At 62.0% G+C, this 19,795-nt stretch carries 20 protein-coding genes, 1 other RNA gene and 1 pseudogene; 12 read left to right on the top strand and 10 right to left on the bottom strand.

The features are described 5' to 3' along the window. The first annotated feature begins 3 nt into the window (after positions 1–3). The gene (locus HKX24_RS14370; protein ID WP_271691342.1) at positions 4–1,338 is read left to right on the top strand and encodes a sigma-54 dependent transcriptional regulator; all 1,335 of its coding nucleotides are present in this window, start codon (positions 4–6) and stop codon (positions 1,336–1,338) included. Between the two features lie 23 nt (positions 1,339–1,361). On the opposite strand, the gene HKX24_RS14365 is transcribed toward HKX24_RS14370, so the two are convergent. Then, positions 1,362–1,652, bottom strand: coding sequence for a hypothetical protein (locus HKX24_RS14365; RefSeq protein ID WP_271691341.1), 291 nt, complete (start codon positions 1,650–1,652; stop codon positions 1,362–1,364). A gap of 548 nt (positions 1,653–2,200) precedes the next feature. Here HKX24_RS14365 and HKX24_RS14360 point away from each other — a divergent pair. Continuing rightward, complete coding sequence (locus HKX24_RS14360) at positions 2,201–5,107, top strand: ribonuclease E/G (RefSeq protein ID WP_276154070.1); 2,907 nt, start codon at positions 2,201–2,203, stop codon at positions 5,105–5,107. Positions 5,108–5,196: 89 nt separating this feature from the next. On the opposite strand, the gene HKX24_RS14355 is transcribed toward HKX24_RS14360, so the two are convergent. After that, positions 5,197–5,424 carry a sulfurtransferase TusA family protein gene (locus tag HKX24_RS14355; RefSeq protein ID WP_271691339.1) on the bottom strand — a complete coding sequence of 76 codons (228 nt, stop codon included), beginning with the start codon at positions 5,422–5,424 and terminating at the stop codon, positions 5,197–5,199. Between the two features lie 91 nt (positions 5,425–5,515). Here HKX24_RS14355 and HKX24_RS14350 point away from each other — a divergent pair, with 91 nt between their 5' ends. The 4 genes from HKX24_RS14350 (at position 5,516) to HKX24_RS14335 (ending at position 9,862) form a co-directional block, all read left to right on the top strand. Next, positions 5,516–6,268: a cytochrome c biogenesis protein CcdA gene (locus HKX24_RS14350; protein WP_271687236.1), complete on the top strand. Its 753-nt coding sequence runs from the start codon at positions 5,516–5,518 to the stop codon at positions 6,266–6,268. Between the two features lie 53 nt (positions 6,269–6,321). Beyond that, complete coding sequence (locus HKX24_RS14345; RefSeq protein WP_271691338.1) at positions 6,322–7,551, top strand: hypothetical protein; 1,230 nt, start codon at positions 6,322–6,324, stop codon at positions 7,549–7,551. Continuing rightward, the gene (locus HKX24_RS14340; RefSeq protein ID WP_271691337.1) at positions 7,548–8,900 is read left to right on the top strand and encodes a cytochrome P450; all 1,353 of its coding nucleotides are present in this window, start codon (positions 7,548–7,550) and stop codon (positions 8,898–8,900) included. The genes HKX24_RS14345 and HKX24_RS14340 overlap by 4 nt, the downstream gene beginning before the upstream one ends. Before the next feature lie 68 nt (positions 8,901–8,968). Beyond that, the gene (locus HKX24_RS14335; RefSeq protein WP_271691336.1) at positions 8,969–9,862 is read left to right on the top strand and encodes a fructose bisphosphate aldolase; all 894 of its coding nucleotides are present in this window, start codon (positions 8,969–8,971) and stop codon (positions 9,860–9,862) included. Between the two features lie 48 nt (positions 9,863–9,910). Here the strand turns inward: HKX24_RS14335 and HKX24_RS14330 are convergent, their stop codons facing one another. From HKX24_RS14330 to HKX24_RS14295, 8 genes are all read right to left on the bottom strand, one after another. Then, complete coding sequence (locus HKX24_RS14330) at positions 9,911–10,138, bottom strand: N-(5'-phosphoribosyl)anthranilate isomerase (RefSeq protein ID WP_247744561.1); 228 nt, start codon at positions 10,136–10,138, stop codon at positions 9,911–9,913. 9 nt (positions 10,139–10,147) lie between these two features. Beyond that, complete coding sequence (locus tag HKX24_RS14325; RefSeq protein ID WP_271691335.1) at positions 10,148–10,381, bottom strand: ribbon-helix-helix domain-containing protein; 234 nt, start codon at positions 10,379–10,381, stop codon at positions 10,148–10,150. Continuing rightward, positions 10,378–10,554, bottom strand: coding sequence for a DUF4169 family protein (locus HKX24_RS14320; RefSeq protein ID WP_067266677.1), 177 nt, complete (start codon positions 10,552–10,554; stop codon positions 10,378–10,380). Before HKX24_RS14320 ends, HKX24_RS14325 begins: the two co-directional genes overlap by 4 nt. Continuing rightward, on the bottom strand, positions 10,551–11,942 hold the full coding sequence (fumC, locus tag HKX24_RS14315; RefSeq protein ID WP_271691334.1) for a class II fumarate hydratase: 1,392 nt from the start codon (positions 11,940–11,942) through the stop codon (positions 10,551–10,553). The genes HKX24_RS14320 and fumC overlap by 4 nt, the downstream gene beginning before the upstream one ends. Positions 11,943–12,037: 95 nt before the next feature. Then, positions 12,038–12,517, bottom strand: a complete 480-nt coding sequence (locus tag HKX24_RS14310; RefSeq protein WP_067266680.1) for a ClpXP protease specificity-enhancing factor SspB — start codon at positions 12,515–12,517, stop codon at positions 12,038–12,040. A 73-nt stretch (positions 12,518–12,590) separates the two neighbouring features. Further along, positions 12,591–13,835 (bottom strand): chromate efflux transporter, encoded by a 1,245-nt coding sequence (gene chrA / locus HKX24_RS14305; protein WP_271691333.1) that lies wholly within the window; start codon positions 13,833–13,835, stop codon positions 12,591–12,593. 120 nt (positions 13,836–13,955) lie between these two features. Then, positions 13,956–14,304: a transfer-messenger RNA gene (gene ssrA, locus HKX24_RS14300) on the bottom strand. 62 nt (positions 14,305–14,366) lie between these two features. After that, complete coding sequence (locus HKX24_RS14295) at positions 14,367–15,119, bottom strand: FCD domain-containing protein (RefSeq protein WP_276154069.1); 753 nt, start codon at positions 15,117–15,119, stop codon at positions 14,367–14,369. A gap of 77 nt (positions 15,120–15,196) precedes the next feature. Here HKX24_RS14295 and HKX24_RS14290 point away from each other — a divergent pair, with 77 nt between their 5' ends. From HKX24_RS14290 to HKX24_RS14265, 6 genes and pseudogenes are all read left to right on the top strand, one after another. Beyond that, the gene (locus tag HKX24_RS14290; protein WP_271691332.1) at positions 15,197–15,985 is read left to right on the top strand and encodes a DUF2182 domain-containing protein; all 789 of its coding nucleotides are present in this window, start codon (positions 15,197–15,199) and stop codon (positions 15,983–15,985) included. 1 nt (position 15,986) lies between these two features. Beyond that, positions 15,987–16,619, top strand: coding sequence for a DUF1326 domain-containing protein (locus HKX24_RS14285; protein ID WP_271691331.1), 633 nt, complete (start codon positions 15,987–15,989; stop codon positions 16,617–16,619). Further along, the gene (locus HKX24_RS14280; protein ID WP_271691330.1) at positions 16,616–17,116 is read left to right on the top strand and encodes a DinB family protein; all 501 of its coding nucleotides are present in this window, start codon (positions 16,616–16,618) and stop codon (positions 17,114–17,116) included. The genes HKX24_RS14285 and HKX24_RS14280 overlap by 4 nt, the downstream gene beginning before the upstream one ends. Continuing rightward, positions 17,116–18,218 (top strand): annotated as a pseudogene (locus HKX24_RS14275) (dimethylsulfoniopropionate demethylase). The gene HKX24_RS14280 and the pseudogene HKX24_RS14275 overlap by 1 nt, the downstream one beginning before the upstream one ends. Positions 18,219–18,254: 36 nt before the next feature. Further along, positions 18,255–19,241, top strand: coding sequence for an acryloyl-CoA reductase (gene acuI / locus HKX24_RS14270; RefSeq protein ID WP_271687249.1), 987 nt, complete (start codon positions 18,255–18,257; stop codon positions 19,239–19,241). A 67-nt stretch (positions 19,242–19,308) separates the two neighbouring features. Next, a complete protein-coding gene (locus HKX24_RS14265; RefSeq protein WP_067266693.1) occupies positions 19,309–19,734 on the top strand; it encodes an HIT family protein in 426 nt (141 codons plus the stop codon). Positions 19,735–19,795 lie beyond the last annotated feature (61 nt).

Below are 19,795 nucleotides of genomic sequence, written 5' to 3'. Positions count from 1 at the left end.
CGCATGGCTCAGGCAATGAAAATCGCGATTGTAGATGACGAACAGGACATGCGGCAGTCGATCAGCCAGTGGCTGGCCCTCTCAGGCTATGACACGGAAACTTTCGGCAGCGCCGAGGACGCGCTCAAGACATTGGGGCCCGATTATCCGGGCATCGTCATTTCCGACATCAAGATGCCGGGCATGGACGGGATGCAGTTTTTGAAAAAACTCATGGGCAGCGACTCGGCCCTGCCGGTCATTATGATCACCGGCCATGGCGATGTGCCGATGGCGGTTGAGGCGATGCGGGTGGGCGCGTTCGATTTCCTCGAAAAGCCCTTCAACCCCGACCGGATGAGCGAGTTGGCTAAGAAGGCCGCCAACGCGCGGCGGCTGGTGATGGACAACCGCGCCCTGCGGCGTGAACTGTCGGACGGCGGCCAGTTGATGAAAAAGCTGATCGGCCAATCCCCGGTGATGGAGCGCCTGCGCGAGGATATTCTCGATCTGGGGCAGGCCGATGGGCATGTGCTGATCGACGGGGAGACCGGGACGGGCAAGACTTTGGTCGCCCATGCGCTGCACGCCGTAGGCTCGCGTGCGGGCAAGAAATTCGTGCTCGTCTCCTGCGGTGCTTTCGAGGAAGAAGCGCTGGCCAAACGGCTTTTCGGCCCGATGCAGCCCGAAGACGCGCAACTGCCCGCTATCGAAGAAGCCCGCGGCGGCACTTTGGTCTTAGAGGATATCGAAGCGCTTTCTGAGCAACTCCAAGCCCGGCTGCTAAGCGCGATCAACGAGCAGGGCACCCCGGCGGAGACGCGGATCGTCGCCATCTCGAACCTGCAAGAGGCAGGGCGCACCTCGGAAGACGCGCTGCGCTCGGACCTGTTTTATCGTCTGGCGGCCCTGCGCATCACCGTGCCCCCGCTGCGCCAACGGGGCGAGGATATTCTGACGCTCTTTACTCGGTTGAGCGATCAATTCGCGGATGAATACGGCTGCGAGGCGCCTCAGGTCAGCGCGCAAGAGGCGGCACAGCTGTTGCAGGCGCCTTGGCCCGGCAACGTGCGGCAACTCATCAACGTCGCCGAACGCGCCGTGCTGCAATCGCGCCGCGGCTCGGGCACCATTGCCTCGCTGTTGATGAGCGACCATGATGAGATGCAGCCGGTGATGACCACCGAGGGCAAGCCGCTGAAAGAATATGTCGAAGCCTTTGAGCGTATGTTGATCGATAACACCATGCGCCGCCACAAGGGCTCGATCGCCAGCGTCATGGACGAGCTTTGCCTGCCGCGACGGACGTTGAATGAGAAGATGGCGAAATACGGGTTGCAGCGGTCAGATTACCTCTGACCGCGCCCCACAAGCAGCGCGGCTTAACCGTTGCGCTGCTCTGCGATCTCGACCGCTTTGCCATTCGGATCGGTGATGCAAGACCAGCTCGCCGCGCCGGGCACATCGACGATATGGCGGTAAAGCTCAACCACCGGACGGGTGGTATTGATCGCAATCCCCGCCGCTCCGGTTTGCTGGGCCACCGCGGAGATACAGCTTTTCTGCCCGCGCAATTCCGCCAGCGCTGCGGGGTCGTCGGCCACGGCGATCTCATCACAGGCGGCGAGGCCCAGAAGGGTCAGACAAAGCGCGGGGCGCAGAAATTTAGGCATGAAAGCGGTCCTTTGAAACTCTGGGCCGCATCGGCGGCAAGGCAATTCTATGGTGTCGCCCGGCGACAGCCGCCGTGACAGTCTGAATGTTTCCAAGCCCATGCGCCTTGTCAACCGACCGGGGATAAAGCGCATTTGACTGTTGCTCATTCGATTGACCATTGTGTTTCACCCCGTAAAGCCCTTAACTAGCCGGATAAGTCCCGTAACGCCCGACCGGCGTGGGGTGACTTTTGACAGTTTCGCTGCCGTGCCCGCCCGACACCGGGGGGCCAGCAGACCGATTGGGCCGGAAACGGCCGAAGAACCGCTGATATTCGCGAGGGTTAGCCCGACCGAAGCACAGCTAATTAATGGATGGGAGAGGCCGCAGAGCCCTCGCATCGGAGAAGAACCGCGATGACGCGCGCAGATGCTCAGAGCAGACAGTTGGGGGCCATTCGTGGCCCTGCTGTTGCCGCGTCCTCCATCGCCCTGACAAGTCACACCTCCCAGCCCGAAGCCCCGCCAGGGGCATTTTGTGCGCGGGTGCTGTGCATAATGGATCTATGTCTAAGAAAATGCTTATCGATGCCACCCACGCCGAGGAAACTCGGGTCGTGGTCGTGGACGGAAACAAGGTCGAAGAATTCGATTTTGAATCGGAAAACAAACGCCAGCTTGCTGGCAATATCTATCTAGCCAAGGTTACACGGGTCGAACCGTCGCTTCAGGCGGCCTTTGTCGACTATGGCGGCAACCGTCACGGTTTCCTCGCTTTCTCGGAAATCCACCCCGATTATTACCAGATTCCCGTGGCCGACCGTCAGGCGCTGCTGGAAGAAGAGCGCGCCTATGCCGAAGCGCAGGCCGCCAAGGATGACGAAGAAGAAAAACCCAAGCGGACCCGCTCGCGGTCGCGTAGCCGGTCGAAAAGCCAAGCGGCCGAGACCAACAGCGATGATGCCGTAGCCACCGCCGAGGTCGCCGAGGAAAACAGCGATCAGATCGCGGGCATGGAAACCGTCGATCTCGACAGCGAAGAGGGCAGTTCGCCCATGGAGCGGGTCGCGGAGACGCCGGTTGAAGAGCCCGAGAATGATGCGGCGGAGGGTGATATCGCCAAGGCCGAGGACGCGGCCCCGGCCAAGGCGGATTACGCGGCAAAGGCCGAGGATGCCGACGCCAAGGGTGACGCGCAGGCCGACGATGAAGACGCCGATGGCGAGGACAAAGGCAGCGATGCCACGGCGAAGGACGATTCCATCGAATCCGTCGCCGATGAGGACGACAGCGAAGACATCCGCCCCGTGCGCAAACCGCGCCCGCGCCGCTACAAGATTCAAGAAGTCATCAAGGTCCGCCAGATCCTGCTGGTGCAGGTCGTCAAGGAAGAGCGCGGCAACAAGGGTGCGGCGCTGACCACCTATCTCAGCCTCGCCGGTCGTTACTGCGTGCTAATGCCCAACACCGCCCGCGGTGGCGGCATCAGCCGCAAGATCACCAATGCTGCCGACCGCAAGAAGCTCAAGGAAATCGCGACCGAGATTGAGGTGCCGAAAGGTGCCGGCCTCATCGTGCGCACCGCCGGGGCGAAACGCACCAAGGCCGAGATCAAGCGCGATTACGAATACCTCCAGCGTCTCTGGGAACAGATCCGCGAGTTGACGCTGAAGTCCATCGCGCCTGCCAAAATCTACGAGGAAGGCGATCTGATCAAACGCTCGATCCGCGACCTCTACAATCGCGAGATCGACGAGATTCACGTCGAGGGCGAGCGCGGCTACCGCATCGCCAAGGACTTCATGAAAATGATCATGCCGTCCCACGCCAAGAACGTGAAGCTCTACAACGAGAGCCTGCCGCTCTTCGCCCGCTATCAGGTGGAAAGCTACCTCTCGGGCATGTTCAACCCCACGGTGCAACTGCCCTCGGGCGGCTATATCGTGATCGGCGTGACCGAAGCACTGGTGGCGATCGACGTGAACTCGGGCCGGGCCACCAAAGAAGGCTCGATCGAACAGACCGCGCTCAAGACCAACCTTGAAGCCGCCGACGAGGTCGCACGCCAGCTGCGTCTGCGTGACCTTGCCGGGCTCATCGTGATCGACTTCATCGACATGGACGAGCGCAAGAACAACGCCGCCGTCGAAAAGCGCATGAAGGACCGGCTCAAGACCGACCGCGCGCGCATTCAGGTGGGCCGCATCTCGGGCTTCGGCCTGATGGAAATGTCGCGCCAGCGCCTGCGCCCCGGCATGATCGAGGCGACGACCCAGCCTTGCCACGCCTGCCACGGCACCGGCCTCGTGCGCTCGGACGATAACCTCGCCCTGTCGATCATCCGCCAGATCGAAGAAGAAGGCACCCGCCGCCGCTCCCGCGAAGTACTGGTGCGCGCGCCCGTGGGCATCGCCAACTTCCTGATGAACCAAAAGCGCGAGCATATCGCCCATATTGAAATGCGCTACGGCATGTCCGTGCGGATCGAAGGCGATCCGTCGCTGGTCAGCCCCGACTTCCACATCGAGAAGTTCAAGACGGCCACGCGCACCGTGCCGCCCGTCTCGGATCACGTCGTCTCGGTCGATACTTCCCTCATGGATCAAATCGACGAGGATGAGAGCGCCGCCGAGGCCGAAGAGGCCCCCGCCGCACAGGACGCCAGCCCCTCCGAGAACGGGAACGGCAATGGCAACGGTGAAGAGGGTGAGGGCAAATCCAAGCGCCGCCGCCGCCGTCGCCGCAGCCGGGGTGGCCGTGGCCGCAATGGCAATGGCGATCAGCAGAACGGTGCAGAGGATCAAAACGGTGCTCAGCAGCAGGACGAGGCGAAATCGGACGAGGGCGAGAAAACCGCGCCGGTAGAGGCAGAAGCCCCGCAGGCCGAAGCGGAAGCCGCGCCCGCCGCCGAGGAGAAGCCCAAGCCGAAATCCCGCAGCCGCTCGCGCAAGCCTAAGGCCGAAATCGCTCCCGAAGCGGAACCCGCGCCCGAAGCCCTTGCCGCCGCAGAAGGCGAAGCGCCGAAGGTCAGCGCCGAGGCCGAAGGGGAGGAGCCCCCCAAGCCCAAGGCCAAGCGTAGCCGTCGGACCAAGAAACCCGCAGCCGACGCGGCGGAAGAGACCGTGAGCGCAGACGCCGTGGCAAGTGAGGAAGAGGCCGCACCCGCGCCGAAGCCCAAGCGCCGCAGCCGGGCCAAGGCCAAGCCGGTCGAGCCGGTCGCCGAAGCCACGCCCGATGCAATGGCCGAAGCCCTGCCGAGTGAAGCGCCCATCGCGGCCCCGTCACCGGAGACGGCGACGCCCGTCGCGGAAGCGCCTCAGCCTGAGCCGCAGCCCGACCCCGCGCCGCAGCCGGTCGAGGCCGAGGCACCCGCTGCCGAAACCGCTCCTGAGCCAGTGGCCGAAAAGGTCGAAGAGCAGCCCGCCGAGAAGCCCAAACCCAAACGGCGCGGCTGGTGGTCGCTGGGCAGCTAAAGCGCTCTAGATAAAGGAAACGGCGGGCTCTCGGGCCCGCCGTTTTCAGTTTAGCGATAGGGTAAGAAAGACGGCGCGACCGCGCCCGTTCAGCCGCCCTTAGTGATGATGTAAAGCTCTGCCGCGCCTTCGGTCCGGGTTTCGGTCAGCTGATGGCCTGCCTCGGTACAGAAATGTGGTACGTCGATCACGGCGGCGGGGTCATCCGCCAGCATGTGCAGCTGATCGCCCGGCGCCAGCGCGGCCAGTCGTTTGCGTGCTTTCAGCACGGGCAGGGGGCAGAGAAGCCCCGTGGCATCCAGTTTTTCGATCTTCATAAGATCAGTTAAGCCAAGCCGGTCCCGAGGTCCACGATCTTGTGACAATATGACAGGTGACGCCGGGGCCATGTCGGTCTAGGAGTCGGTCATGTTTGAAATAAGCCTCCTCGACGCCGGGATCCTGCCGGCCATGACCATCGCCCTTGTCGCCGGGATTTTCAGTTTCCTGTCGCCCTGCGTGCTGCCCATCGTGCCGCCCTATCTGGCCTATATGGGGGGCGTGTCGATCAATGACATGTCGAGCCAATCCAGCGCGCGACGGCGGGCGGTGGTGGCGGCGCTGTTCTTCGTCCTGGGGCTAAGCACCGTCTTCGTGCTCTTGGGCTTCACCGCCTCGGCCTTTGGGATGTTCTTTCTCCAGAATCAGGCGCTTTTCGCCAAGATCTCCGGCGTGGTGATCATTGTCTTTGGCCTGCATTTCATCGGCCTCTTCCGCATTCCCTTTCTGGACCAAGAGGCGCGGTTGGACGCGGGCGATAAGGGCGGTTCCAGCTTTGGCGCCTATGTTCTAGGGCTGGCCTTCGCCTTTGGTTGGACGCCCTGTATCGGCCCGCAGCTTGGCGCGATCCTGTCGCTCGCGGCGAGCGAGGCTTCCGTCTCTCGCGGTACGCTTTTGCTGGGCGTCTATGCGGCAGGGCTGGGGATCCCGTTCCTGCTGGCCGCGATGTTTATCACCCGCGCAATGACGCTGATGAACCGCATCAAACCGCATATGAAGCTGATTGAGCGGATCATGGGGGGGCTTCTTGTGCTCGTCGGGCTGGCCTTGCTGACCGGTGCATTCACCGCCTTCTCCTTCTGGCTGCTAGAAACCTTCCCGATCCTCGCAACTGTGGGTTAAGCCTTATTCTCGCCCCGAATTACGGCTAGACTATGCCGAAGAAGAGGGCGGGCATGGTAAGCAAAGCGCAGGGAAAGACGGTGAAAACGCGCCGGGTGTTCTACATCCCCGGCTACGATCCGATTCACCCGCGCCGCTACCGCGAGCTGTACCGCAAGGAAAGCGCCGCGCAGGCGGCGATCTCGGGCTATGAGATCGGGCTGAATCCGAAGGCGGGCCGCGGCAATTACGGCTGGCAGGTGGATGCTGAGATCGACGGGCAGCGGGTGAGCGCGCAGGTCGAGGTTCTGGTCTGGTCCGACATCGTGCGCGAAAGCATGAGCAGTTCGATCCCCGCGACCTATTGGCAATTGCTGCGCACGGCTTGGGTCTACATCGGGTCGGGCGCGCTCTGGCGGCTCATGCGGCTGCGCAAGGGGCCGGTGATCGCCGCACTCTACCCCGTTGGCATGTTAATCGCGCAGGCGCTGTTGGCGGTGGCGCTTGGCCTGTTGACCTATGGCCTTCTCGGCATGCTCAGCGATCATTGGGCCGCGCGGCTCGCCTTCGCGGCACTGGGCATGGGGTTGGGCATTGCCCTGCTGCGCTGGTTCAAAAAGAAGGACGGCAAGTTTTTCGCCTATTACCTCATGCATGATTACGCCTATTCCGCCGCCACCAAGGGCGCGAATCCGCCGCAGCTTGAGGCCCGGATGGCGACCTTTGCCGATGCCATCGCCACCGCGCTGACCGATGATATCGACGAGGTCTTGGTCGTCGGCCATTCCTCGGGCGCGCATCTGGGGGTTTCGGTACTGGCCGATCTGATCCGGTCGGGCAGGGTGACCGAGGGCGGGCCTGCTCTGGGTTTCCTCACGCTGGGGCAGGTGGTGCCAATGGTGTCTTTCCTGCCCCGGGCCGAGCGGTTGCGCGGCGATCTGCGCTATCTCTCGGCGCGAGATGAATTGGCCTGGGTCGATGTCACCGCCCCGGGCGATGGCTGCGCCTTTGCGCTTTGCGATCCGGTGTCGGTGTCTGGTGTCGCGCCCGAAGGGAAACGCTGGCCGCTGGTCTTCTCCGCCGCCTTCACGCAAACGCTTAGCCCCGCGCGTTGGAAGGCGCTGCGCTGGCGCTTCTTCCGGCTGCATTTCCAGTATCTTTGTGCCTTCGACCGTCCACGTGACTATGATTATTTCCAGATCACCGCCGGGCCGCAGACACTCGCCGCGCGCTATGACGGGCGGCCCGCATCGAAATCGCGGATCGACCACGCGGTCAGCAAATACACCTCTGTCGCTGCATGAGCCATCCGCCCAAACCCCCCGCGCGCCCCGACCGCGTGTCGCTCTGGCGCTATGCCAAACTGTTTCGCGCCGACATCCTCTCGGCCCAGCCCGCGCGGCTCTATCGGGCGTGGATGGCTGAGTTCAAAACGCCGTTTTTTCGCAGCTACCTGATGAACCAGCCCGAACTGGTGAAAACCGTGTTGAAGGACCGGCCCGAGGATTTCCCCAAGTCCGACCGTATCGGCGAGGGGCTGCGGCCCCTCTTGGGCAACTCTGTCTTTCTGACCAATGGCGAGACATGGAAACGCCAGCGCCGCATCATCGACCCGGCCTTCGAGGGCGGGCGCCTGCGTGAGACCTTTCCCGCCATGTGGGACGCGGCAGAGGCGGCTGCGGCACGGCTGGAGCCCAAGGCGGGCCGGGTGGTCGAGATCGAGGCTGAGACAAGCCACGCCGCCGCCGATGTGATCTTTCGCACGCTGTTTTCGCTGCCGATTGAACATGAGGTCGCCCGCGCGGTTTTTGACGAGTTTCGCAATTACCAGCGTAGCCAGCCAATCCTGAACCTCGGGGCGCTTTTGCCGCTGCCGCGCTGGGTGCCGCGCCTGTTTCGCCGCGACACGCGGGCCAGCGCGGCGCGGATCAGGGCGCTGATCACCGATCTGACCCGCGCGCGCATCGCGCAGATCGAGGCGGGCACCGCGCCCGATGATCTTGCCACCAAGATTATGACCCAAGCCGATCCCGAAACCGGAGAGCGCTTCGACACCGAAGAAATGGTCGACCAGGTCGCGATCTTCTTTCTTGCGGGGCATGAGACCAGCGCCTCGGCCCTTGCATGGGCGCTGTATTTGATGGCCACCCATCCCGCGTGGCAAGAGCGGTTGGCGGAAGAGGCGCAGGCGCTTGAGACCTGCGATTTCGCGGTGATGTCGAAACTCAAGCTCAGCCGCGATGTTTTTCGCGAGACGCTGCGCCTTTACCCGCCGGTGCCGATGATGGTGCGCGAGAACAGCTGCCCCGAACACTTCCGTGACCGACAGGTGAAACAGGGCGCGCAACTGGTGCTCAGCCCGTGGCATCTGCACCGCCACGAACGGCTCTGGGACAACCCCGACGGCTTTGACCCGTCCCGCTGGCAGACCAAGAATGGCAAACAGTGCCAGCGCGACGCTTTCATCCCATTCTCCGCCGGGCCGCGGGTCTGCACCGGGGCGGGCTTTGCCATGGTCGAAGGGCCGCTGATCCTGTCGCGCATCCTGCGCGACTTCCGCGTGACGGCCCAACCGGACCGCGTGCCAGTGCCTGTCGCACATTTGACCGTCCGTTCAGATAAGGGCATTTGGTTAGCGCTATCAAGACGCTAGCTGCTATCATCGGCTTTGCGTTTCAATTAGAAACGCAGCGAACGGAATCAAAATAGGACCTGGGTGACATGGGCTACGACAAGGCGCAACTTGAGCAAATGGACAGCGGCAAGGGCTTCATCGCGGCGCTTGATCAATCGGGTGGCTCCACCCCCAAGGCGCTGAGCCTCTATGGCGTGGAACCGTCGGACTACAACGGCGACGAAGAGATGTTCAAAGCCGTTCACGACATGCGGGCGCGGATCATTCTGGCCGATGATTTCACCTCTGAAAAAGTTATCGGCGCGATCCTTTTCGAGCGCACGATGGATGACACGATCAATGGCAAACCGGTTGCACAACTGCTCTGGGAAGACCGCGGCGTGGTGCCTTTCCTGAAGATTGATAAGGGTTTGGAGGAAACCAGCAACGGCGTGCAGATGATGAAGCCGATCATGGAGATTGACGACCTGTTGGCCCGCGCCGTGAAGCATGGTATCTTCGGCACCAAGGAACGCTCTGTCATTCATGAGGCCAACGAAAACGGCATTGCCGCCGTGGTGGCGCAACAGTTCGAACTGGCCAAACAGGTCTGCGCTGCCGGTCTCGTGCCGATCATCGAGCCCGAGGTGAACATCAATTCCGAGAGCAAGGCCGAGGCCGAAGAAATTTTGCACGGTGAGATCGCGAAACACCTGAAGGCGCTGCCCGAAGGTGAGATGGTGATGCTGAAGCTGACGATCCCCGAGAAGGCCGGTCTCTATGATGATCTGGCCGAACATGCCAATGTTCTGCGCGTCGTGGCGCTGTCGGGTGGCTATTCCACGGCGGAAGCCTGCGAACGGCTGGGCAAGAACCGGACCATGATCGCCAGCTTCTCCCGCGCTTTGACGGAAGGGCTGAATGTCAAGATGACGGACGCGGAGTTCAACACGGCGCTCGGGCAGAACATCGAGAAAATCTACCAAGCGTCGATCTGTTAAACGGAATTTTTTGAAAATTCCGGGGCCGTTTTCTTTTAAAGAAAACGGCTACACGATCCGCCGGATGGGTTCACGATTGCAAAATATGATGACCTGTCCGGCGTTTTCCACCGCTTGATACCCACGGCGCTTCAATTCCGCTTCGAATGCCCGGCGTCCGACGAATTTCTCGATATCCCGCGCTTTGCGCCGGATCACCTGACCGCTGATCGCGGCGCGCGAGGCAAAGAGGCTGTGGAGCCACGCCTGTGGCGAAAGGGGAGAGGCCAAAGTCATGGCCAGACGCTAATCCGCTTTTGGTAAACGTTCCTTTAACGACCGCAGCACAAACAAGCGGATCGCCCCGGCCAGCCCGATGTCCAGCCCACGGGCGGCGTCAATCTCGGCCACCAACGCGTTGATCGGCATGCCCCGTGCGGCGGCGATGGCGCGGAACTCATCCCAGAATTCGTCTTCGAGGGAGATCGATGTCCGGTGGCCCCTTAGGGTCACCGAATGTTTGCGGGGCCTTGCGCTCATGTCTCGCGCTTATGCGCGTCGAGCGTGGCCTTGGCTTGGGCGGCGCTTTTGCGCGCCGCCTCCTTCTCAGCTTTGCTGCGGCCAAAGCGCAGCGCATTCTCATCCGCCTGAGCGCGGCGGGCCGCAAGATCGCGTGCCTTTCTCGCCTTGTTCAGGTTGATGGGCTGGCTCATTTCGGGCCGATCATATTCTCAGGGCGCACCACACGCTCGAAGGTCTCGGCATCGACGAAGCCCAAGGCAATCGCCTCTTCCTTCAACGTGGTGCCGTTCTTATGCGCGGTCTTGGCGACCTTGGTGGCGTTGTCATAACCGATCTCGGGGGCCAGCGCGGTGACCAGCATCAGCGACTCGCGCATCAGCTTCTCGATCCGGTCCGCGTCAGCCTTCAGGCCATCCACCAGATTGTCGGTAAAGGCCGAGGCCGCATCGCCCAAAAGCTGCATGGATTGCAACACGTTATAGGCCATCATCGGCTTGTAGACGTTAAGCTCGAAATGCCCCTGCGACCCGGCGAAGCCCACGGCGGCATCATTGCCCATGACATGGGCGCAGACCTGCGTCAGCGCCTCGCATTGCGTCGGGTTCACCTTGCCCGGCATGATCGAAGAGCCGGGCTCATTCTCGGGCAGGATCAATTCGCCCAGACCGCAGCGCGGGCCGGAGCCCAAAAGGCGGATGTCATTGGCAATTTTGAACAGCGACGCCGACACGGTCTTCAGCGCGCCGGAAATCTCGACCATCGCGTCATGGGCGGCAAGTGCTTCGAATTTGTTGGGCGCGGTGACGAAGGGCAGGCCGGTGATCTCGGCCATGTTATGCGCCACGGTCTCGGCCCAGCCCTTCTTGGTGTTCAGCCCGGTGCCCACGGCGGTGCCACCCTGTGCCAGCTCATAGATACGGCCAAGCGCATCGCGCACGCGGGCAATGCCCATGGCGACCTGATGGGTGTAGCCCGAGAATTCCTGAGACAGCGTCAGCGGTGTCGCGTCCTGCGTATGGGTGCGGCCGATTTTGATGATGCCGTCGAATTCCTCGACCTTCTTCTGCAACGCGCCGTGCAGCTTCTCCAGCCCCGGCAGGAGCACGTCACGCGCCGTCATCGCGGTGGCGATATGCATGGCGGTGGGGAACGTGTCGTTCGAGGACTGGCCCATGTTGCAGTGATCGTTGGGGTGCACCGGATCTTTCGAGCCAATGGTGCCGCCCATGAGTTCAATTGCGCGGTTGGCGATAACCTCATTGGCGTTCATGTTCGACTGGGTGCCGGAACCGGTCTGCCAGACCACCAGCGGGAAGTTGTCGTCGAACTTACCCTCGAACACTTCGCCAGCGGCCTGAATGATCGCGCGACCGCGTTCCTCGTCCAGCGAGCCCTGCGCCACATTCGCCTGCGCGCAGGCTTTTTTGATCACGCCGAGCGCGCGCACGATGGCGATGGGCTGCTTTTCCCAGCCAATCGGGAAGTTCATGATCGAACGCTGCGTCTGCGCGCCCCAGTATTTATCGGCGGGGACTTCGAGCGGACCAAAGCTGTCGGTTTCGGTGCGGGTATCGGCCATTTTGCGGCTCCTGCTGTGACTTATCGTTGTCCAGCGGTGTACCTGCGCCTTACGCGCTGCGCAATGCGGGGATGGCGCTAACGGCCATTCCGCCGCTACTTCCGAAAGGAATCGAGCGAGACGATCTCGGCATCTTTGACCGGCTCTTCCGCGACTTCCAACTCTGCCTCATCCGTCTGGTCGAGCGTGGCCTCATCCTCAGCCACGTCTTCCTCTTCGGTCTCTTGCTGTTCGAACCGCAGGCCAAACTCAACCGAAGGGTCCACGAAGGTGCGGATCGCGTCGTAAGGAATATAAAGCGGCTCTGGCGCATCGCCGAAGTTCAGCGTGATGGCGAAACCGTCTTCACCCACATCAAGGCCGTCGTACCAGTGCTGCATCACCACGGTCATCTCATCGGGATAGCGGTCCGACAGCCAATCGGCCAATTCCGCATCCGGATGCGAGGTGTCGAAGGTGATGAAGAAATGGTGATTCCCCGGCAGTCCCTTGTCCGATACGTCTTGCAAGACCCTGCGGATCAGGCCCCGCATGGCTTCGTGCATCAGGTTGCCGTAATCAATGCTGCGGCTCATTCTTCTCTCCGGTCCGGGCGTTGGGCAGGGGTAAGCATACCCCATTCAGGGGCGAGTGAAAGGGGGTGCCGCGCTAAATCGCGTGAAGGATCAGCGCCAGCGCCGCGAGCAGGACCATCGTGATGACAAAATTACGCTTGAGCGCCAGCATCAGCACGGCAGCCAAGAGTGTGAGCGCGACGGCCATGGGGTTGAAACTGTCCCAAACGGGCAGGGGCAGGGCAAGCGGGCCGTCAGCGCCCACCCGATCAAACAGCACATGCAGCGCGAACCAAACCGAGAGATTGGCGATGACCCCCACCACAGCCGACGTGATCGCCCGCAGCGCGCCTGCGATGCGCGGCTGTTCAGAGAGTGCCTCAAGATACGGGCCAGCAAGGAAAATCCACAGAAAACAGGGCGTGAAAGTGACCCAAAGCGCCAGCAGCCCGGCAGCCATCGCCCCCGCGGGGCCGCTTTGCGCAAAGCCCGCCAACATCCCGACGAATTGCGTCACAAGGATCAGTGGGCCGGGCGTCGTCTCGGCCAAGCCGAGCGCGTCGATCATCTGATCGGTCTCGATCCAGCCGAAATCCTGCACCACGGTCTGGGTCATATAGGCCAGCACCGCATAGGCCCCGCCGAAGGTCACCACGGCCAGTTTGGAAAAGAACAGCCCCAGTTGCAGCAGAAAGTCGTCGCCGATGAAGGCAAGGAACAGAAGCGGCGCGGCCCAGAGACCACCCCAAATGAGCAGAGTGCGCAGGCTATGCGCCGGCGGCAGGTCGGCGGCTTCGGTCTCAGGCGTCGGGCCTCGGCTCAGCATCCCAATGGCCCCGGCAACCAGAATGATGAGCGGAAACGGCAGGCCCAGCACGAAGAGCGCGATGAAAGACCCAAAGGCCAGCGCCCAGCCGAGCCGCCCGTGAAGCGCCTTTGAAGAAACCTTCATAAGCGCTTGGAATACCACGATAATGACAGCGGCCTTGATGCCCAGAAAGGCCGTTTGGACCAAGGGCATCTGCCCATACCACGCATAAAGCAGCGCAAGTGCCGCGATGAAGACCGCCCCCGGCACGACGAAAAGCAGCCCCCCCAACAGCCCGCCCGCAACGCCGCGCAGGCGCCAGCCTGCATAGGTCGCCAGCTGCATCGCCTCCGGTCCGGGCAACAGCATACAGAGCGAAAGGGCCCGCAGGTAGGTCTGCTCGCTCAACCACGGGCGATGCTCGACCAGCTCGCGGTGCATCACGGCGATTTGGGCTGCGGGGCCGCCGAAGGACATCAACCCAATCCGGCCAAACACGCGAAACATATCGGGCCAACTGGGCGGGGTCATCGGGGCCATCCTGCGTCATCAAAGCCACCACGGCTTCGCTGCGTCACGGATAGGGCCAGAGGAAAGCGCGGTCAAGTTAAGGCAAAAGCGCCGTCTAACGGGTATGAAACGGAAGGGAAAAGTGCAGGTTTCTGTTGCCAGGTACCTGCGAACCCCGCCTTAAGCTGCAAGGCCTAAGGACTTAAGATTTCAGTCGCTGAAACCGCTTACGCGGCCATCGCAACTGGAGCACGATTGTCATTTGCAATTGTACAGTTTGAACCGATAACGGTGGTATCTCACCGAGACAAAGCAACCCCTTTAGACGTTCGTCGATCCTATTTCGGCCCCATGATCCCCAAATGAAGGATGTTTGGTGGAGCCGCCGGGTACCGCCCCCGGGTCCGAACCGCTTATTACGAGCGCGTTTATGTCCATAGTCCCGAAGGACAGGATTAAAGTAGGGCTGCCATGGGTGAATTGCAAGGGGTGCGATGCGGCGAATTTTTCACGTCAAGATAAGCGCGTATCGCGTTGTTTATATGGCCCAACCTAGCGTCGCCCCGCAGCTTCGGCATTCCGCGCCGCACGCGCGGCGAAAACGCTTTGGGCAAGCTGTTGCGTCTCGGCCTCAAGCGCGGTCAGCCCTGCCGTCACCGCCTTGCCGTCATGGGCCTCTGCCGCATCCGCGATCTCTTGATGCAGAGCTACGATCCGCGCGCGATCCCGCGCGGTGAAGGTGATCATATTCATCAGGGGCTGCATCGCCTCGACCGCGCCCGCAAGTTGATAACTTAGCACCGGATTGCCCGCACCATCGACCAGCGCCCGGTGAAATGCCACGTCGGAGGCGCAAAAGGCCTCATCTGTCAGTCCCGGCTGCGCCTGCCGATGAATCTCCGCGCGCATGGTGGCAAGGTGGTCCGCCGTCCGCCGCTCTGCCGATAGTGGGGCGCAGGCGCGTTCCAAGGCGAAGCGTGCCTCGCAAGCGGTCTCAAAACTCACCACATTCATCGACAGCAGCAGGGTCGAGGTGGTGATCTGCTGCGCATAGGCATCCGGAAAGCTCAGCCGGTTGACGAAAGCACCCCCCGTGGCCCCGCGCTGCGTGCGGATCAGCGATTGCGCGGCCAGCCGCTTGAGCGCCTCGCGCACCGTGGGGCGGGAAACCTCGAACTGCTCGGCAAGCTCCGCCTCGGAGGGCAGGCGCTGGTCGACGATCAGATGCCCGCCGATGATGGCGTCGCGAATGGCTGTGGCGATCTGAGCCGATAGATCGGCGGGGTTGCTTGGGTCAATTTTCATATGTCTTACAATTAGTGTTTGCGAGGACTTTAATTGTCTGACATTAAATCTACAAGAGCACGCAGGGGAGGGCGGCGATGACCGGGATGGTACGATCAACACTATGGCTGGGGTTTTTCGCCCTAATTCTCGCCGCCTGGTGGATGATGTACAGCATGGCGATGCAGATGGACCTCGATCTGCTCGGCCGCCCCGGTGCCATGGGCGAACGCATGCGGCAGATGGATCCGGGCATGGATATGTATATGCCCATGGCGCGTTTCTTTCCGCTGTTCGTGATGTGGGGCGCGATGATGGCGGCGATGATGGTCCCGACCATGGTGCCGACGCTACGCGCCTATGAAGACCTTATGACTTCGGCCAATGGCACGCGCGCGGGCTGGCTGGCGGTGCTTGCGGGCTACCTCGCGGTCTGGCTCGTCTTCGCGGCGGGGATCGCGGGTTTGCAACTGTTGCTGCTGCACGGCGGCGTCATCGATATGCTCGGCATCGCCAAATCGCGTTGGACGGCGGCGGCGCTGCTCTTGGCTGTGGGCCTCTTCCAATTTACCCGCGCCAAGGAGATTTGCCACGGCGTCTGCCACTCTCCGATGATGTATTTCATGGGCCACTGGCGCCCCGGCGCCGCGGGCGGCTTTCGCATGGGGCTGGGCCTCGGCGCCTTTTGCGCGGGCTGCTGCTGGGGCTTTATGCTTCTGGGCTTTGCCGGCGGGGTCATGAACCTTGCTTGGATGGGGCTGGCCACGCTTTTCATGGTCATCGAAAAACTGCCCCAGATCGGGCATTACGTAACAAAACCAATGGGTTTCGCCCTGATCCTCGGCGCAGGTGTCGTGGCGGGTTGGCCCATGATCACAGGAGGATGATATGCCAAACAGAGAGATGACACCCGCCGATTGGGCGATCAAGGGCGAGCTTTTCCTAAACTGCTCTTGCGATGTCTTCTGCCCCTGCGTGGTCAGCCTTGGCGCGCATCTGCCGACCGAAGGCCACTGCCATGCATGGATGGGCATCGTGATCGACGAAGGCCATTTCGAGGGGGAGGATTTGGCCGGCCTGAACGTCGGGCTGTTGGTCGACATTCCGGGCCGCATGGGCGAGGGAAATTGGAAGGTCGCCGCCTATGTCGACGACCGCGCGAGCGAGGCGGCCTATGACGGGTTGCTGCAAATCTTCTCGGGCGCTGCGGGCGGCACCACGGGGCTGTTCACCATGTTGGTAAGCGAGATCGTCGGCGCCGAACGCGCCCCGGTCGAAATCATTCGCGACGGCAACCGCCGGGTCATCAATATTGGTCGAAAAATCAACGGCGAGATCGAGATGCTGGCCGGGGCCGAACCGGGAGAGCCTGTGACGATCACTAATTCGAAATACTGGATGGGCCCGAATATCGTGGCTGCGCGTGGCGTAAAATCCAAGGTCCGCGACTATGGCCGGGTCTGGGATTTCGGTGGTAAATCGGCTGAGGTCTGCGCGATCGATTGGCAGGGGGCGCGGTGATCACTCCCACCTATGCCAAGGAAATGGCGCGCTATAATGCATGGCAGAACAGTCAGTTGTCGAGCGTCGTTCAGGCTTTGGATGAGGCAACGTTAACACAGGATCGCGGGGCGTTCTTCGGCTCCATCCTCGGCACGCTGAACCATCTTCTGTGGTGCGATCAACTCTGGCTGTCGCGGTTCGACCCTGCCGCGGCAAAGCCGGAAGGCAAAGACACCGAGCTTTGCCCCTCCGGTGACGCATGGGTTTTGGCGCGAGTTCAATGCGACCTTGCCATTTCTCAGTGGGCGGCGGGGCTGGACCAGTCGATGCTAGACCGCGATTTAACGTGGCATTCCGGCATCTTGCAACGCGATGTTTCCAAGCCAATGGCGGGATGTGTGGTGCACTTATTCAACCACCAAACCCATCACCGCGGCCAAGTGCACGCCATGCTCACCAGCGCAGGATGTGACGCGCCGGTGACCGATTTCATTTTCATGCCGGAGGAGGGCTGATGGCCGAACTCTCTCTCTCGCGCCGGATCAGGCGCACGCCATTCTCTGCCGGGGTCGAGGCGGCGGGTGTGAAAGCCTATACGGTCTACAACCGGATGCTGCTGCCGACCGTATTTGAAAGCACCGAGGCGGATTATCACCACTTGAAGAAAGCCGTGCAAGTCTGGGACGTGGCATGCGAAAGACAGGTTGAACTGCGCGGGCCCGATGCTTCCCGACTGATGCAAATGCTGACACCCCGCGATCTGCGCGATGTGGCGCCGGGCCGCTGTGTCTATGTGCCGATCGTGGATGAGACGGGTGGGATGCTTAACGATCCGGTGGCGGTAAAACTGGCCGAGGATCGTTGGTGGATTTCCATCGCCGATAGCGATTTGTTGTTGTGGGCCAAGGGGATATGCAACGGTTATCATCTTGATGTCTTGGTCGATGAGCCGGATGTGAACCTGCTGGCGGTGCAGGGGCCGAAGGCCGAAGATCTAATGGAACGCGTCTTTGGCGCGGCGGTGCGGGAGGTGAAGTTCTTCCGCTTCGGAGAGTTCCAGTTTCAAGGCCGCGCCATGAATGTCGCGCGCTCCGGCTACTCCAAACAGGGCGGCTTTGAGATTTATACCGAAGGGGCGACATCGCGATGCCATTTTGGGAGGCGCTTTTCAAGGCGGGACGCGATCTGGATGTGCGGGCGGGCTGTCCGAACCTGATTGAGCGGATCGAGGGCGGATTGTTGAGCTATGGCAATGACATGACCGACGACAACACGCCCCACGAATGCGGTCTTGGCAAGCTCTGCGACACGCAGGCGGCGATGGGCTGTATCGGCAGAGATGCGCTGCTGCGGGTGGCGAAAGAGGGCCCGGTGCAACAGATACGTCCCCTAGAGATCGCTGGCGATCCGGTGCCGCTTTGTGATCGTGTCTGGCCCTTGATGGCGGGCGACAAACGCGTGGGGCAGGTGACCTCGGCGGTTTGGTCCCCTGACTTTGGCGTGAATGTCGCCATCGGAATGGTGCGGATGACCCATTGGGACCCGGGCACGCGCTTGCGGGCGCACACCCCCGACGGCGAGCGTGACGTGACCGTGAGGGAAAGTTACTGGGCCTGAGGTCCGTTAGATTGAAACCTGAAAAGGAGATGAAAGATGAGCTTTAATGCGCTGATTGTAAACAAGGATGACGAAGGCAAGACCCAGGCCGAGGTCACCCAGATCACCGAAGACCAACTGCCCGAGGCCGAGGTGACGGTCGCGGTCGAATATTCCACCGTGAACTACAAAGACGGCCTATGCATCGGGCCGGGTGGTGGCTTGGTCCGCAACTATCCGCATGTGCCGGGCATCGATTTCGCCGGCACGGTCGAGACCTCGAATGACGACCGTTACAAGCCCGGCGACAAGGTGGTGTTGACCGGTTGGCGCGTCGGCGAGGCGCATTGGGGCGGCTATGCGCAAAAGGCGCGGGTCAAGGCCGATTGGCTGGTGCCGCTGCCCGAAGGGTTGGACACGCGTCAAGCGATGGCCGTGGGCACGGCAGGTTTCACCGCGATGCTGGCCGTCATGGCGCTGGAGGATCACGGCATCAAGAAAGGCCCGGTTCTGGTCACGGGTGCTGCGGGGGGCGTCGGCTCGGTCGCGACCGCGATCCTTGCCAACCTCGGCTATGAAGTGGCGGCGGTCACCGGGCGGCCCGAGACCGAAGATTACCTCAAGAGCCTCGGCGCGGCCCGGATCGTCGCGCGGGATGAGATCAACGAGACGGTCAAACGCCCCCTTGAGGGCGAGACATGGGGCGGATGTGTCGATGCCGTGGGCGGCGCGATGCTGGCCCGCGTGCTGGGTCAGATGGAATATGGGGCGAGCGTGGCGGCCGTGGGCCTTGCGGGCGGTGCGGCCCTGCCTGCCACGGTGATCCCCTTCCTGCTGCGCGGCGTGAACCTCTTGGGCATCGACAGCGTCATGCAGCCCTATGACAACCGTCTGCGCGCCTGGGAGCGGGTGGCCAAAGACCTGCCGATGGACAAGCTGGAGGCTATGGTTCAACCCGCGGGTCTCAGCGACCTGCCGCAATTGGGGGCGGACATCCTGAAAGGGCAGGTCAAGGGCCGGGTGGTCGTCGACGTAAACGCTTGATATTGCCTCGGCGCGGGGCGGTGTGGTTAATGGTCCGCGCCGCCCCGACCGCCAGAAGGAGAGCATGATGGCCAGCTACGACGACGACAATATCTTTGCCAAGATTCTGCGCAAAGAGATCCCCAGCTTTAAGGTCTATGAGGACGACAAGACCTATTGCTTTATGGACATCATGCCCCGCGCCGAAGGGCATTGTCTGGTGATCCCCAAGTCGCCCTGCCGCAACATGCTCGACGCCAGCCCCGCACAATTGGCGGATTGTCTGGCGACGGTTCAGAAAGTCGCCAATGCCTGCCTGCGCGCCTTTGGCGCCGATGGCATCACGGTGCAGCAGTTTAACGAGGCTGCGGGCGGGCAAGAGGTCTTTCACCTCCACTACCACATCCTGCCGCGGCATGAGGGCGATAAGCTGCGCCCGCCCGGTGTCCAAGGCGACATGGACCGGATTCGCGAACAGGCCGATGCGATTGCAGCCGCGCTCGGGACAGGGTAGTCCCCCCAAACTTACGTCGCAGCAGATACCGAAACGGTCGTTTTAGCCAAGTTTCCAAGGG

Source organism: Sulfitobacter sp. M85, assembly GCF_029285915.1.
Classification (GTDB): domain Bacteria; phylum Pseudomonadota; class Alphaproteobacteria; order Rhodobacterales; family Rhodobacteraceae; genus Sulfitobacter; species Sulfitobacter faviae.
This window is presented reverse-complemented; position numbering and strand designations above follow the sequence as displayed.

Coding starts and splice junctions, on each gene's coding strand:
- HKX24_RS14370 (WP_271691342.1), top strand. CDS start 4: ATGGCTCAGGCAATGAAAATCGCGATTGTAGATGACGAACAGGACATG.
- HKX24_RS14365 (WP_271691341.1), bottom strand. CDS start 1,652: ATGCCTAAATTTCTGCGCCCCGCGCTTTGTCTGACCCTTCTGGGCCTC.
- HKX24_RS14360 (WP_276154070.1), top strand. CDS start 2,201: ATGTCTAAGAAAATGCTTATCGATGCCACCCACGCCGAGGAAACTCGG.
- HKX24_RS14355 (WP_271691339.1), bottom strand. CDS start 5,424: ATGAAGATCGAAAAACTGGATGCCACGGGGCTTCTCTGCCCCCTGCCC.
- HKX24_RS14350 (WP_271687236.1), top strand. CDS start 5,516: ATGTTTGAAATAAGCCTCCTCGACGCCGGGATCCTGCCGGCCATGACC.
- HKX24_RS14345 (WP_271691338.1), top strand. CDS start 6,322: ATGGTAAGCAAAGCGCAGGGAAAGACGGTGAAAACGCGCCGGGTGTTC.
- HKX24_RS14340 (WP_271691337.1), top strand. CDS start 7,548: ATGAGCCATCCGCCCAAACCCCCCGCGCGCCCCGACCGCGTGTCGCTC.
- HKX24_RS14335 (WP_271691336.1), top strand. CDS start 8,969: ATGGGCTACGACAAGGCGCAACTTGAGCAAATGGACAGCGGCAAGGGC.
- HKX24_RS14330 (WP_247744561.1), bottom strand. CDS start 10,138: ATGACTTTGGCCTCTCCCCTTTCGCCACAGGCGTGGCTCCACAGCCTC.
- HKX24_RS14325 (WP_271691335.1), bottom strand. CDS start 10,381: ATGAGCGCAAGGCCCCGCAAACATTCGGTGACCCTAAGGGGCCACCGG.
- HKX24_RS14320 (WP_067266677.1), bottom strand. CDS start 10,554: ATGAGCCAGCCCATCAACCTGAACAAGGCGAGAAAGGCACGCGATCTT.
- fumC (WP_271691334.1), bottom strand. CDS start 11,942: ATGGCCGATACCCGCACCGAAACCGACAGCTTTGGTCCGCTCGAAGTC.
- HKX24_RS14310 (WP_067266680.1), bottom strand. CDS start 12,517: ATGAGCCGCAGCATTGATTACGGCAACCTGATGCACGAAGCCATGCGG.
- chrA (WP_271691333.1), bottom strand. CDS start 13,835: ATGACCCCGCCCAGTTGGCCCGATATGTTTCGCGTGTTTGGCCGGATT.
- HKX24_RS14295 (WP_276154069.1), bottom strand. CDS start 15,119: ATGAAAATTGACCCAAGCAACCCCGCCGATCTATCGGCTCAGATCGCC.
- HKX24_RS14290 (WP_271691332.1), top strand. CDS start 15,197: ATGACCGGGATGGTACGATCAACACTATGGCTGGGGTTTTTCGCCCTA.
- HKX24_RS14285 (WP_271691331.1), top strand. CDS start 15,987: ATGCCAAACAGAGAGATGACACCCGCCGATTGGGCGATCAAGGGCGAG.
- acuI (WP_271687249.1), top strand. CDS start 18,255: ATGAGCTTTAATGCGCTGATTGTAAACAAGGATGACGAAGGCAAGACC.
- HKX24_RS14265 (WP_067266693.1), top strand. CDS start 19,309: ATGGCCAGCTACGACGACGACAATATCTTTGCCAAGATTCTGCGCAAA.